Genomic DNA, 15,414 nt, shown 5'->3' with positions numbered 1-15,414 from the left:
GTGCCGACACGCTTGCGCTCCCCGGTGCGCTCAATTTGAACCTCGCTCGAGTTCGGCTCGCGCTTCGTCGCCCAGCGCATGTCGCGCGACCAGCGCTTGCGCCAGCTCGTTCGCTGCCGCGCCCTTATCGCCGCCGTCCTGCGCATCGACCAGTTCGACGATGCGCCCGGCCAACGTATGCACGGTCGCGCCCTCCGCGATCGCCATGATCGACAGCTTGACGCCGAAGGTTTCCTCGACGGCCATCCCGAGTTCCATGCCCATCAGTGAATCCATTCCCAGCTCGAGCACCGAACGGCCGGCATCGACGCGCTCCGGCGACATGTGCAGGATCCGCGCGATCTGGCCGCGCAGCGCCGTCTCGACGAGCGCCACTGCCTCGGCAGCCGGCAATGCGCGCACTTGCTCCAGCAGCGCACGATCCTCGCTCGAGGTCTCGGCCGCGCCGCTCCTCTGCAACGCCACGTAACGCCGCGCGTGCGCGGCCGGCATGCCGCGCGAGACGGCGCCCCAGTCCAGGCGCACGACGGCTTCGCCGGCGCCCCCTCGGGCCAGCGCGCGTTCGAGCGCGGCCATCGCCTCGTCCGACGTGATCGACGCACCGCCGATGCGCGACTGCAACGCCTCGCGCGTGCCGACATTGCGCGCGAGAAAGCCGACGTCCTCGATCGGCCCCCACGCCATGAACATCGCCGGCAGGCCCGCTGCCCGGCGATGCGCGACCAGCGCCTCGAGGAATCCGTTGGCGGCCACATACGCGCCCTGCCCGGGGTTGCCGAGATAGGTGGTCGCCGACGAATACACGACGAAGAAATCGAGCGCGCAACGTTGGGTGGCGCGATGCAAGTTCCATGCGCCCGCGACCTTCGGTTCGAGCACCGCCGCGAAACGTGCATCATCGACGTTGCGCAACAGCCCGTCGTCGATCCGCATCGCCGAATGAAACACGCCCTTGAGCGGCGTGCCGCGACGCTCGATCGCGTCGACAAGGCTGCCGAGCGCCTCGCTGTCGGTCACGTCGCATCGCGCGATCGACACATTCGCCCCGAGCACGTCGCGCCAGCGATCGACTTCCGCCTGCATTGCGGCATCCAACGCGCCGCCGCGACTCGCGAGCGTGAGCTGCCTCGCGCCACGCTCGATCATCCAGCGTGCGGTTGCGAATCCCAGGCCGCCGGTGCCGCCGACGATCAGGTACGCCGCATGCGGGTCGAGCTGCAGCGCGTGCGGCGCGAGGCCACGCGTGGGCACAGGCGTGCCGTACGGATAAGTGACCAGCACCTTGCCGATCTGACGGGCCTGTTGCATGTAGCGGAACGCTTCCTCCGCACGCGAGGCCGGGAACGCGCGGTACGGCAACGGATGCAGCACGCCGTCCGAGAACAGGCCCATCACTTCGCCGAACAGCCGCGTCGTCAGCGACGGCAGCACGCCCATCAACTGATCCGCGTCGATGCCGAAATAGCTGATGTTGTTGCGGAACGGCCGCAGGCCGATCTGGCTGTTCTCGTAGAAGTCGCGCTTGCCGAGTTCGAGGAAGCGGCCGAATGGACGCAGCGTGTCGATGCTGCGCACCATCGCTTCGCCGGCGAGCGAGTTGAGCACGATGTCGACACCTTCGCCGTGCGTGCGCGCAAGGATCTCGTCGGCGAACGCAAGACTGCGCGAATCGAACACGTGATCGACGCCCAGCAGGCGAATGAACTCGCGTTTCTCGTCACTGCCGGCGGTGGCGAAGACTTCCGCGCCGAGGTGTCGCGCGATCTGAATCGCCGCGATACCGACTCCGCCCGCGCCGCCGTGCACGAGCACGCGCTCGCCGCGTCGCAGCCGCGCCAGCTCGCACAATGCGTAGTAAGCGGTGAAGAACGTGGTCGGAACCGTGGCGGCCTCTTCGAACGACATCGCGTCGGGCTTGCGTGCAATCGCGGTTGCGCGCGTGACCACGCGCGTCGCGAACGATGCGGGTGCAAAGCCCAGCACCGCGTCGCCCGGAACGAAGCCGTCGACATCCGGGCCAACGCGTGTGACGCGCCCTGACAGCTCCATGCCGATCGTCGCGCCGGCGAACCCCGTCTCGACGGCCTCGTCGGACAGCAGTCCCATCGCGTACATCACATCGCGGAAATTGAGCCCCGTCGCCATCGGCTCGATCTCGACCTCGCCGGCGGCGAGATCGCGCGCCGCCATCGCGAACCATGCGAGATTGCGCAATGAACCCGGCATGTCGAATGCGAGCCTGGCGCCCGAGTACTCCGATGCGCTCGATTGCGCTGCGTCACGCTCGGCCGCCTGCGCGGCGAGCAGCATGCGTGGCACGTAGCGCCCCTGCGGCGCAAGCAGCACTTCCTCCTCACCGTCGTCGCCGAGCAGCGCCATGGCAAGCTGCAGTGCCGGTTGCTCGACGGCTTGATCGACGTCTATCAAACGCATCGGCAACGTCGGATATTCGTTCGCCATCACGCGCCCGAGACCCCACAACGTGCCATGCTCGGGGTGCGACGCGGCGCCGTCGGCGAATGGTGCACCGCCGCGCGTCACTACGCACAGTCGGCCGCGTTCCGTCGCACCCGCCGCATCGAGATCGCGCACGAGCGATGCCAGCGCGAGCGCACCGCCGCGCTGCGCGCGCATCATCACCGCACCGTCGGCCGCGTCGACGGACGCAAGCGGCGCGACGAACACGATGTGGGCTGGCTGCTCCGCCGGCTGGCGCACCGACCATGCGGCGGCGTCACGAACCGATGCCGATTCGACGCGACATCCAAGCCGCTCCAGCTCGCCAGCCACGGCAATGCCGAATGCATCGTCATCTTCCTGCACGATCAGCCAGTGCGAGCCGTCGCTTTCCGCGAGCCTACGCGCCCGATCCTCGCTCCGCGACCCGCATGCCGTTTGCTCGCGGGCAACCGGCTTGCGCGCGACGACGAGCGTCGGCATGCCCTCGAGATCGATGTCTTGTTCGATATCGCGCACCACGTCGACCAGCCCCGCGGCTTCGCACATCGATTCGATCGCGGCGGGCGTCAACGCGCCGTATTCGCTGGCGGCGACTTCGTCACCGACCGCGCCGAACACGATGTCGGAGAACCGGCTGCGCCGCGCCTCGGCGATGACGACCACCCCGCCCGGCGCAATCCGTTCGGCGATTTCCGCCAGCGCAGCACGCGGATCCTGGTGATCGCCGAGCATCCGGTTGACGACCACGACGTCGAACGGCGCCGCATCGCGGCATTGCGAAAACAGCTGTGCGTCGGTCGAATACGGAAGCGTCTGCACATGCGCGCGGGCTTCTCTGTCGAATCCGGCGAGTTGTTGTTGCGTCCCCGCCAGCACGTACTCGCAGCGGCCGGGCGGCACGTCGACGTCGAGCGGTTGCAGCACATCGCCCTTCGCAGGGCCGATTTCCATTACACGCACGCGGCGTGCGTCAGGCCACGCCGCGACAGCCTGCGTCACGCATGCGGCGAGCAACGCGCGCGCATGCGCCCACGTCGGCGATCCGTCGAAGAACTGTTCGACCAGGCTCCGCCCTGTCGACGACAGCACCGCGCCGCCTGGCGGCACGTCGTGCAGCACGCGCGGCAGCGACTCGCCGACGTGCGCGAGCAACGTCAGTTCCGCGACGTGGGCGGGCGATGCGGACAACACGTCGCGCCACAGCGCATCGCGCGCGGGCAGCGCCGCGCAAGCGGCGTCATCGCGAACCAGGCGATCGCCTTCGACACGCGCCAGCCCGTCCTCGACCACGATCCGCGCGAGGCGCGCGACCAGTTGCCCGTGTGCGGTCCCGAACGTGGATGGCTGACCGAACGCGCCAAGCGCGTCCAGTGTTTCGAGCGCGTACAGGCCGGCGAGCACGTCCAGCAACGGCAGCATCTCGGTCAGATGCTGCGTGCGGCGTGCGCGGTCCTCGCGCGCAGCAACCTGTGCGTTCGCGCGTTCGACGAGCACGCCGGGCGCGGGAAGCGAGTCGGCGATGCAACCGCCGGGCAGCGGTCGTGCCTCGAGTACATAAGCAAAGCGCGCCGGTGCACCGTGACGGCGGCCGGCGAGATCGACGCGCCGGAAGCGGCATGCGCGAAGGCGTGCGACGATCTTGCCGTCTGCATCGATGAATTCGAACGACGCAACGATCGAATGCGGGCTGCGACGGTGAATGCGTGCCAGCACGCGGCAAATCGCTTCGCCGCCCAGGAAATCGACACGCCCGACATGGACCGGAACAAACGCGGCACGTCCGTCTTCCGGGGCCGCGCCGGCCTGCCCGAGCATCGCGAACAACGGATGGAAACCGCTGTCCATCAGGGCCGGATGCAGCAGGTAGTCCGACCGATCGGGTGCATCGGCGAGCACCGAAGGGACGTCCAGTTCGGCCAGCGCGGTTTCGTCCGATACGGATAACGAACGAACCCAACGGAACGCAGGCCCGTAGCTCAGGCCGATCGACGTCGCACCTGCATAGAGCGCGTCGCCGGATAGCGCAGGACGCGACTCCAGATTCGCGACGACCGATTCATCCGGCACGCTGTTCGCATCGAGCGTATTGCCGCTTTCGAGCAGGCGTCCCGTCACGTTCAAGTTCCACGGACCGTCCGTCATCCGGTCGCGCGTCTCAATCGTAAACGACGCGGTCCGCACGTCGACGACGAACCGGAACAGCTTCGCATGCTGAGGCTGAAACACGACCGGCATGCGAATCTCGATGTTTTCGACGGCCGCATCGCGCGTGCCGAAGAACGTGCGCGCCGCCGCGAGCGCCATTTCGATGTAGCCGGCGCCAGGGAACGCGACGCCGCCGTCGACAACGTGATCCGCGAGCATCGGCACGCGCTGCGGATCGAGCTGGTTCTCCCACGCGAACGCATGCTCGTGCAACCGATAGCCAAGCAGTGGATGATCGACACGCCGGTTCACGAGCCCGTAACCCTCGACGCTCGTCGCGAGCCAATAACGCTCGCGCTGCCACGGATAGGTCGGCAGCGCGGTGTGCGGTGCATCGGGAACGAAACGGTCCAGATCGACGGCCGCGCCTTGCGCAACCGCCGACAGGATCGCATGAGCGAGCATTTCGGCGCTGTCGTGCTGGCGCTTGAGCGTCGGGACGACGACGCCCGGCGCGCCGCGCGCGGCAAGCGTCTGCTTCACGTACGTACGCAGGATCGAGTGCGGTGCAATCTCGACGAACATGCGCACGCCGTCTTCGGCCAGTCGCGCAATCGCGTCACCGAAACGAACCGGCTCGCGAATGTTGCGCCACCAGTAACCGGCATCGAGCGCGGTGCCCGGCAACGTGTCGCCCCTTACCGTCGACACGAATCGCGTATGCGTGTCGCGCGGTGCGAGATCGGCAAGCCCCTCGCGCACGACGTGCTCGATTGCATCCATGCGGCTGCTGTGGAAAGCGTAGTCGAGATCGAGCATCTGGTAGAAGTGGCCGGCGTCCGCCAGCACCGCGCCGATTGCGTCGAGTGCAGCCTGCGAACCGGCGAGCGTCACCGAATCCGGGCTGTTGGCGCCCGCGATTTCAATGTCGGCGTCGAGTTCGAGGCGCTCGATCCAGCCGCGGGCCGCGGCTTCGCCGATACCGGCCGCCGCCATCCTGCCCGCGCCGCGCGTGAGGCCTTGGGCACTGCTGCGGATCCGGATCACGCGCACGGCTTCCGCGAGCGTGAGCGCGCCCGATGCCCAGGCCGCGGCAATCTCGCCGACGCTATGGCCGACGGCCGCGTCGAAGCGGATGCCACGCGCGCTCAGCACGCGCGTGATGCCGACCTGAATCGCGAACAACAGGGGCTGCGCGTTCTCGGTCGCGGCGAGCCATTCGGCATCGACGCCTTCGCACATGGCTTCGACCAGGGATTCGTCGCCGTCTGCACGCCAGAGCGCATCGACCTCGTCGAGTGCCGCGCGGAACACTGCATCCTCGCCGTAGAGTCGCTTGCCCATCCCGGCCCATTGACAGCCGTTGCCCGCATAGACGAACGCGACCGACGTATCGCCTTCGACGGCTTGCCCCTGCACGGCATACGCCGGCAGCGCCTGCTCGGCTGGCTCGGCAAGCGCAGTGAGCGCGGCAAGCCCTTCGGCCACATTCGTTGGCGCGACGACCGACCGATGATCGAGCCACTGGCGTCGCCGCGCGGCAGCCGCCGCCAGCGCGTGCCAGGATGCGCCCTCTTTCAGGCGCTCGAGATAGCGTGCGGCCAGTGCAGCCAGCGCGGCCGACGAACGTGCGGTCAGAACGAGCGGCGGCAGCGGCGCATCGCTCGTCGCCGCCGGTTGCGCGGCGCGCGCCGTTGACACGGCTTCGGTAATGACGACGTGCGCGTTCGTGCCGCCAAAACCGAACGAGTTGATGCCAATCGCCAGCGGCTCGTCTCCGCGCGCGAGCGGTGTGAACCGGTCGACCACGCGCAAGCGGCCGCCTTCGAAATCGATGCCGGGATTCGGCGCGTCGAAATGCAGCGAGCGCGGCACCGCGCGGTGCTTCACGCACAGTACGGCCTTCAGCAGGCCGGCCATGCCCGATGCCGTTTCGAGGTGCCCGATGTTGGTCTTGACCGATCCGATCAGCAACGGGTCCGACTCTGGCCGGCCGCCCGACACCGCATCGATCAGCGCGCGCGCCTCGATGGGATCGCCGACCGCGGTGCCGGTTCCATGCGCCTCCAGGTAGGCGAGCTTGCGTGGGTCGATGCCCGCGCGCCGGTACACCGCGCGCAGAAGGTCCGCTTGCGTCGCCGCCGCCGGCACGTTGATGCCGCCGTGCGAATGACCATCGGAATTCACGCCCGACCCGGCGATGACCGCATGGATCGTATCGCCGTCGGCCAGCGCCTGGTCGAGCGGCTTGAGCAGGACAAACGCGCCGCCTTCCGCACGCACGTAACCGTCGCCTGTCGCGTCGAACGCGCGGCAGCGGCCGCGCGGCGACAGCATCGACGCCTTCGAGAAACTGACGAAGCCGAACGGGTGCAGCAGCAGGTTGACCCCGCCGGCAAGCGCCATCGCGGTCTCGCCGGACTGCAATGCCTGAACTGCCTGATGAAGCGCGACGAGAGACGACGAGCATGCGGTATCGACCGACATGCTCGGGCCGCGCAGGTCGAACAGGTAGGACACGCGGTTCGATGCAATGCTGAGCGTGTTGCCGGTTGCCGAATATGGATCGATCGTGTTCAGGTCGTCCATGCTTCGGTTGCCGTAGTCCGTCCCCGCCACGCCGACGAACACGCCACAGTCGCGCCCGCGCATCGCGACCGGGCGCACACCGGCGTCTTCGAATGTCTCCCACGCGAGTTCGAGCAGCAGCCGCTGCTGCGGGTCCATTTGCGTCGCCTCGCGCGGCGAGATGCCGAAGAATTCGGCGTCGAAGCCCGCAACGTCGTCGACGACGCCGGCCGCGAAGGTATAGCTCTTTCCCGGCTCGCGCTTCGACGGGTGCTGGTGGAACGCCGTGCCGAATCGGTCCGGTGGAATGGTCGTTACGGCATCGCGCTCGTCACACAGCAGTTGCCAGAAGTCGTCGGGGCCCTGGACACCACCGGGAAACCGGCACGCCATTCCGATGATCGCTATTTGCTTGTTCATGCTTTTTCTGCTTTGGCCAGCGCATCGCGATCGCACGCGCGAGGCTCGTTCGAATGATTGATGGCCGACATCAGCGTTCGGCCCAGTTCTTCTGCCCGGATGTCCTGTGCGCAGCCACCGGCATTCGCATCATTTTTCCAGACGAAATAATCGCTGCGCTCGGGCAGGACACCGAGCCTGTCGAACACGCGCCGCAATGCCGGTACGTGGTCACCGTAGAAACAGACGATCGTCTCGCGGTTGCGCTGCCTCAGATGGTCGAGCAGCCGCTCGATCATCCGGTTTGCGTTGTCCAGGTGACGCAGGTATGCCGTCAGGTCATGCCACCCGTCGTCTTCACCGAGCGAATGGTATCGGGCAGCTTCGCCCGCGGCGACAGTTTCGAGATGCAGCGGCCCATGGTTCTCCATCGTCATCGCGAAGATGAAGGCCGGATTTTCGCGAGGTGCGTCGAGTACGTCGATGATCGCGTCGGCGAGCGCGGCGTCCGCGACGTAGTGCCCGGCACGCGGGCAAGCGTCGAAGCTGCTGATGTCCATGAACGAATCGAACTGCATCAGCGGAAACACGCGATCGCGCCCAAAAAAGTCCGCGTGGTACGGGTGAATCGCGAGCGTCTCGTAGCCGCCGCGCCTGAACCACCCCGCAAGCGATGGACATGCGTTGCGCAGAAACGCATACGGGTAGAAGCGCGCATATCCGAGCCGCTCTGCCGGCATGCCCGTGAGGACGGCGAACTCCGTACGCATCGTATTCGCGCCCCATGCGGGCACGGTCAGTTCGCCGTGCGCGATGGCTTCGCGGCGGGCCCGGTCGAACGCCGCCAGCAGCGACGGCGCGACCGCGGGGGTCGCACGCCGGATATCGAAGAACGATTCGCTCTGGATCACGACGACGTCCGGCCTGCGCGACGGCGAGCCCGATGCGTACCGGCTCGTTGCGACCGCCGCGTCGAACGTCTTCAGCGTCGCAGGCCGCAGGCCATTAAGCAGATACGCGACGAACACCGCGAAGAAGCCATGGCGTCGTTGATCCACCGCCGCATCGAGCGTCAACGGCAGGCGTGCGGCCACCCGTGCACCGACCAGCAGGCTGGCCAGCGCGACAGCAGCGACTGCCGTGCGCGGCGGCGCCTCCACATGGTCGAGCAGGCAACCGGCGACGAGCAGCATCACGCCGCCTGCGATCGCCGCGACCTTGCCGACGCTCACGAACGGCAAATAAAGACGTGGATGAGCAAACAACTGGCTAAACAGGCTCAGGTCGGTGAAGACGAATGGCTCGCGCAGCGACTCGAATTTCGCATTGCTGATGGCAGCCAGCAGCCCGACGAGCACCGCAGCAATGGCGGCGGAAAACAGCGGCCGCGACGTGGCGGCCAGAACGCATGCTACCGCGAAGATCACGGCCAACGTATGCAAAACCACCGCACGTGCAGGCCTGCGCAACGGCGCGCGCGGCACCGCCACGGCATCGAAGCCGAACGACGCAGCCAATGCCGTGGCGAACGCGAGTAGCAGCGTGCTCGACATGCTAGCGGCCCTCGCGCGGCAAGTAAGAGAGTTTGCCGAGAATCGCATCGGCCAGCAGCGCGGGCAACAGCGTCAACAACCGCATTCCGAGCGCGAGCGTGCCCGGAAACGCGATCTCCGCGCGGCCTGCTTGCAGCTTGCGGCGAATATACCCGGCAGCACGATCGGCCGACCACATGAATGGCTTCTCGCCGGGAAATACGTCGCTCATCGCGGTCTTCACGAATCCTGGCAGTACGATCGACATCCTGATGCCGTCGCGCGCGAGCACCGGTCGCACGGAGTCGCCATAGGCCTTGATCGCAGCCTTGCTCGCGCAATATGCCGGCGAAATCGCCATGCCGCGCAGCGCCGCGAGCGAACTCACCATCGCGACATGACCGCGACGGCGCCCGCGCATGCGCGCGATCACCGGCAGCACGGCATGCAGTGCGCCGTACAGATTCGTGTCGATCACGGCGCTCGTGCGCTCAAGTTCCTCCCAGTCGCCGGCGTGCGCGAGCGTACTCGCAACGCCTGCGTTCGCGATCAGCAAATCGATCGGATGCGCATCGTCGAACGCGTCGAGCCACGTGCGCATCGCGTCGGCATCGCAGACGTCCACGCGACCGCATTCGACGGCCGCGCCACGCGCCCGGCAAGCGACCGCGACGTCGTCGAGGCGCGCAGCATCCCGGCCGATCAGCCCGACGACGGCGCCGGGCGACGCATAGGCCAGCGCGAGCGCGCGTCCGAGCCCGGCCGTCGCCCCGGTGATCACGACATGACGCGGCTCAGGCGAACGCATGATCGACCTCCACGCTGGCTGCCTCCAGTCTTCGCACGGCGCCTTCCACGGCCATGCCGATACCGGTATCCGTGTAGAAATCGCCGTTGATCTGCGTGTGATGAATCACGTAATCCAGGAATGCGTGGAACAACTCCTCGTCGGGTCGCTCGGCATGCCGCCAGAAGCTGTCGAGTCCACCTTGCCACGTCAGCCCCGGCATGTCATAGATTGCAACGCCCAGCGCGATCAGCGGGCAATGGTGGTAGAGCGCCGACATGCCGGTCGTACTGTTGACCAGCACCACGCCGTTCGTGTGATCGAGCAGCGTCGGCAGATGGCCGGAATCGATGAACGACACGCGATCGGCAATTCCGAGTTCGCGTGCAAGTCGCCGGACGTGACCGCGATAATCGAACGCACCGGTATCGAGCGGATGATTCTTGATCAGCAGATCGTGGCCAGCGGGTGCGTGCTGCGCGAATGACTGCATGACGGTGCCGATCGATTCTCGCACGCTGCCGAAGGGCGAATGGTGAACGATTTGCGCGTCCGCATTGACCTGAAGCGGAAACAGGAAGTACGGCCGACCAGCAAGCAGACGCTGCGTGACGCGTTCGGATTCCCGATCGAATATCGGTTGCTTCAATGCACGCGCCGCCAGGCCGGCGTATTCGATCAGGCCGTTGCGCGGACGATGACTGCGGTAATTCGGGAAACGGTGTCCGTAGAGTGTATTGGCCGCGCGATAGCGGATGTCGTGATAGGCGCGAACGGCGAGCCGATATCCGGTCGCGCGCCCCAGATCGCGTGGCGGCGTGACGCTGCGTTGCTCCCGATACCACGCCGGATCGCGCGGCAGCAATGAGCGGCCATTGACGCCGTGACGCTCGAGCGTCAGCCAATGCGGGCGCACGTACCCTTCTTCGAACACATGCACGGCAACATCCTGATCGCGGGCGACAGGATGCACAGGCCGATGAATGGCCCGGCAGTCGCCGAACAGGACCACATCCGTCACGTCGCCGGTCCGCAGCGTTGCCGCATACCACGCGGCAAGCTCGTCCGGATGCGCGGTGTAATCGGTCGCAGCATCATTTCCGGAATAGATCAGGTCTCCCCCACAGAAATTGATCCTGCGAACACGATGGCCGCGACCCCGCAACGCATCGGCTAATCGGCTAAAGAACGGCGATGCCGTGCCTTGCAGAATCAGAAAAGAGCGTCGCATTATTAATATGATTTATCATTTTTCAATATTTTTACGCACACACACGAATTAAAACGCCGAATGCGCCGGCAGTGAAATAGCCACTCCTGCCCCGATTTTTGACCCCGGATTTATAGATGAACAATTGTATCGTTTTACGAGATAACGATACAACCTCGGTTGCCCGAAAAGCGCTATAGCAGAGTTGCGTGACCGGACGCCATTCGCGCCATTAGCCAACTGTCTCCGGCTAAAGCTTTGCAAGCCAGCGCTGCAGCGACATGTAGAGTCTCTTGCGTGCCGATAACCGATATTCCGAGTAAGTCGTCAGCACCCACATCTTGACTTTTCCCGCCTGCTGCTTCAATCGGTTTCGCGTCAGCTTGCCCTGCCCCGATGACTCGCGCTGCGCGTTCAGCAACGCAATCGCGAGTCGCGCGTCGATGACCGCGCGCGATACCGGATGGACATACCGCGGATAGCGCAGCAGCGTTCCGGCAACCAGTTCATCAAGCGTCAGCCGGCGAGTACGACGCGACCAGACCGGATGGATGTCCGTCCCGCCGCCGACGCCGGGCATGCGTTCGGTGTTCGACGATACGTTTGCGAAGATGTCATGCGTGAGCCCCCAGCCGGCATAAAACGGCGCGCCGTAGCAGACGACCCGCTTGCCGCGCAGCAGCGCCTCGAAGCCGGTCAACGACGTCATCGTATGCACTTCGTCGGCCTGCTCGACGCATGCGATCACGTCGGATTCCGGTGCCACGGCATCCGCGAGCCGGCGTGCGTCGGACAGCGGCACCGCACCCGCGCGATTACCGCTGACGACATCCGGATGCGGCTTGAAGACGATGAACGCGTCGGGATGGGCGGCCCGCACGCTCGACAGCAACCCGAGATTGGTGGAGATCCACGGCGAGCCGGTCCGGATCGACGCATCGTCCTCCACTTGTCCGGGCACCAGGATTACCTTCGCAGGGCGAGGCGAAGGCAGCGCCACGCCGCCGCTGCCGACGTTGTACTTGCCGATGCGGGCATCGACCAACGCCGCACGCACGGTGCGCGCCTCGGCGAGTTCCGCATCGTCGAAGCCACCGCGCTCGAGGATCGCCTCGAGCCGCGACGGCGTGCGCGGATCGAAATAGATGCCGAGATCGTCGATCACGAGCGAGAGCGGCGCGATCAGGTTCGAGCCGAGACCGACGGAGCGGATGAATCCGTCTTCCATGCGAAGCACCGGCAAGTTCAGATCGCGGGCAACGGCCTCGACCTCGGGATGCCGTGCGCCCCACAGAACGACGGAGCGCGACGGGTTGCGCGGAAGACGCCGCAACGCTTCCGGGTTGGCAACGTAGCGCACGCACGCGCCGCCCTGCCGCAGGAATGGCGCGACCACGCTGCGCTTCCACAGGCTGAGACCGACGCATACGAGTTCGCCTCGTGTTACTTCGCTCAGCCGGCGCTGCCTCGCGAGATGGTCGATCACGTCGAAGATCGTGCCACGGCTGCCGGTTTCGGGATCCACGTAACGGCAATAGCGAAGATACGCCGCGTCGAACAACTGATGCAGCGTTGCGCTGCCGCGACGATCGGCGACACGCACGGCGTCCTCGTGGCGGTCATCGGTCAGGCCCCAGCCTGCGTACCACGGCAAGCCGAACGTCACGACCGGCCTGCCGCACAGCATCGCCTCGAAGCCCATCTGCGAGGATACGGCGTAGACCTTGCCGACCCGCTTCAGCAGCGACGGTGGACTGACGTCGGCGGGCAGCAGGCGCACGCGCGGATCGGCGAATGCGGCATCGACGAGATAGCCGGCCTTCTTGCCGCACGTCACGTCCGGATGCGTCTTGATCCAGACTGGCTTGCCGGGGTTTTCGGCCAGCGCAGCGGCAAGCATCGCACGGAACGACGATTCGTCGGCCCCGCCCAGACGGACCGCGACATCGCCGCGCGTCTGGTCGATGACCAGGATTGCGTCGTCTCGCCAATCGGCGGGCGCGACGAAATCCGGCGCGTGGTTGTATTTCGACAGGCCGTGGCGGACGATCAGGGACATCGCGCGGCGGGCTTCGCTACGAACACCGTCGGCATGATCGCCCTCGCGCACGGCGGCTTCCTTGACGAGCATCTCGAGACGGGACGGCCGGCTTGCGTCGTAGTAGATGCCGAGATCGTCGACGATGATCGACAGCGCCGCATCGCCAAGCACGCCTAGGGAGACGGAGCGGAGGAAGCCGTCTTCGATGCGCAGCACTTCCACGCCGGCACGCCGCGCCCATGCCTGCGCACGCAAACCGCTTTCGCGCAGCCCCCAGCCCAGAATGCCGTCGATGCCGGACCTCTGCCAAGGAAACCCGCACGAAACGATACCGTCGAGCCACGGGGTTGTGCCGCACCACGCCCACAAACCCACGCTTTGAATCGGGACAATCCAGCGTCGCGAGCGGGTCACGTTTTCACCCCGCCACGCGTCGCACCGTGACCGGTGGAACGTTCGGGGCCGGCGAGCGGCCGTGCAAACAGAATCTTCAACTGCTGAACGAGACAACGCGCATACGGGCGGCGCGCATAGTGATGATCGAACCGGCGCGGATGATGCCACGAGCGCTTGACCAAGCCGTCCGCTCCGAGTGCGTGCGGACTTGAATCGAGGTATGGAATGCCGTGAGCACGGCAAAATTCTTCGATACGAGCGTTGAATTCCTGTGCCAGCTCGGTCCGCTCGCGTTGCGTCGCCGATACCTGCTGACGTACTGCAGCCGTTTCATCGCGCGGTGCGGCCTGATCCGCCAGAGTCGGCAGTGGCGCGCTGAGTACGGCGACCCGATGGGCCGAACCTACCTCGGCAATGAAATCGCAGTAGTTGCGAACCGCCTCGTCGAGCAATACCGATATCGGACACGATCGGAATTCCACGAGCTTCCACAGCGAATAGGCCGTATCGACTTCTCCGAGATTGAGCAGCACCCAATCGTGTCTTGAAGACTGAAGCCGATCCGTGAAGCGCAGTAATGCGGACGTCGTCGAGTGGCGGTTGTCGATGCCGATCGCCGTCGCGCCCGGCACGTATTCGATGTCGAACTGCACATGCGGCAATCGAATTGCGAACCACGTGTGCTCGAACACGCGAACGTGAGAATCCCCGAGAACCAGCACGCACTGCGGCGGCCGGCCGTTGGCAAGCGCCGCGCATCGGCGCCACCCGCGCAATAACAGATGATCGCGCACGCGTTGCATGATCGCACTCACTGGCCCAACACCTCGGCAATCTGGCGAAGTCGATGCTGCCAAGTGTGGTGCTTCGCCACGTATTCCGCCCCCGCACGTGCCCGCTCGAGATCTCGAGTGGAGGGACCATTGCGCAAACGCGCGAACAGTTCACGCGCCTCGTCGCCGCTGCGCACGACATGACAGAAGTCCGCGAACATTGCATCGACCGAACGCGCTGGCGTTGTTACTGCAATTCCGCCGCAACCCAGAATCTCGACCAGCCGCCGAGAAAACATGGTCGGCGAGTCCTCGACCGTGTTCACGTTCAAGGACACGACATAGTCGCGATACACCTGTGCCGTCTGATCATGTCGGACTGCATGCTGCACGTCCAGATCGTCAAGCGGCGGGAAGCGATAATGCGATGCCTTGCGGTCCGAATTGCGATCGACGACGGTCAGACCCAGACCGCTACCGCATGCTGCTCCGAACAATGCATCCTGCCACGCACGCCGACGTGCGTGGTTCTCGCTGCTATAGCTGCCGACGAAATTCGCGCGACGGAACTTGAAGTCGAAACCCGTGAAACCGTGCGTACGCGGCTGGATCGCGAACATCAAGGTATGGACCGACGCGTGCTCGCCCATGACTGCCTTGTAGCGCGGCACGGCATTGGCGTCGACCGTAAAGACGTGATCGAACAGCTTCGCACTGTTCACGAAGCGATCGAAGTGCACCGAGTCTTCCTTGTTCCAGAACACCGTCGGAATACCGCGATCTCTCGCGGCTTCGACCAGCCGAATCAACGCGTGATTGGTGCGCTGCGGATGTCCCGGATATGCGGCGATCTTGTACTTCCAGCGGTCGCGCAGGCCTGACCACGCCGACTCGACCAACAGATAGTCCGGACGCGAAAACGCCAACCGCCAGCGAAATCCGCCGGGGCCCAACGGAATCACGCGACTATCGAAAACGAGGCTCGACGATGTCAAGCCGTCTGCAACCAGAGCGATAGTCGGTTGTTTTCGGATACTCAAGTCCACTCCCAACGACGGACGCGCGGTAAAGCGCCACGCACGGCCGAAGCGGTTCGATTCCAC

Annotated in this window: 7 protein-coding genes; all 7 read right to left on the bottom strand. The window is 65.7% G+C overall.

From position 1 onward, the window contains the following. Nucleotides 1-30 precede the first annotated feature (30 nt). The 7 genes from WS51_RS14220 to WS51_RS14190 all read right to left on the bottom strand — a co-directional run bounded on the left by WS51_RS14220 (nt 31) and on the right by WS51_RS14190 (nt 15,414). The gene (locus WS51_RS14220) at nt 31-7,593 is read right to left on the bottom strand and encodes a type I polyketide synthase (protein WP_069229351.1); all 7,563 of its coding nucleotides are present in this window, start codon (nt 7,591-7,593) and stop codon (nt 31-33) included. Beyond that, nucleotides 7,590-9,125 (bottom strand): LTA synthase family protein, encoded by a 1,536-nt coding sequence (locus WS51_RS14215; protein WP_069229350.1) that lies wholly within the window; start codon nt 9,123-9,125, stop codon nt 7,590-7,592. The genes WS51_RS14220 and WS51_RS14215 overlap by 4 nt, the downstream gene beginning before the upstream one ends. A gap of 1 nt (nt 9,126) precedes the next feature. Continuing rightward, on the bottom strand, nt 9,127-9,912 hold the full coding sequence (locus WS51_RS14210; RefSeq protein WP_059768463.1) for an SDR family NAD(P)-dependent oxidoreductase: 786 nt from the start codon (nt 9,910-9,912) through the stop codon (nt 9,127-9,129). Next, nucleotides 9,899-11,122, bottom strand: coding sequence for a capsule biosynthesis protein (locus tag WS51_RS14205; RefSeq protein WP_069229349.1), 1,224 nt, complete (start codon nt 11,120-11,122; stop codon nt 9,899-9,901). The genes WS51_RS14210 and WS51_RS14205 overlap by 14 nt, the downstream gene beginning before the upstream one ends. 229 nt (nt 11,123-11,351) lie before the next feature. Then, entirely contained in the window at nt 11,352-13,517 is a 2,166-nt protein-coding gene (locus WS51_RS14200) for a capsular polysaccharide biosynthesis protein (protein ID WP_236872385.1), read from the bottom strand. 35 nt (nt 13,518-13,552) lie between these two features. Further along, complete coding sequence (locus tag WS51_RS14195; RefSeq protein ID WP_236872384.1) at nt 13,553-14,353, bottom strand: SGNH/GDSL hydrolase family protein; 801 nt, start codon at nt 14,351-14,353, stop codon at nt 13,553-13,555. Further along, nucleotides 14,350-15,414, bottom strand: a complete 1,065-nt coding sequence (locus WS51_RS14190) for a CgeB family protein (protein WP_236872383.1) — start codon at nt 15,412-15,414, stop codon at nt 14,350-14,352. Before WS51_RS14190 ends, WS51_RS14195 begins: the two co-directional genes overlap by 4 nt.

Origin of the sequence: Burkholderia territorii, assembly GCF_001718335.1 — a bacterium.
Lineage (GTDB): Bacteria > Pseudomonadota > Gammaproteobacteria > Burkholderiales > Burkholderiaceae > Burkholderia > Burkholderia territorii.
This window is presented reverse-complemented; position numbering and strand designations above follow the sequence as displayed.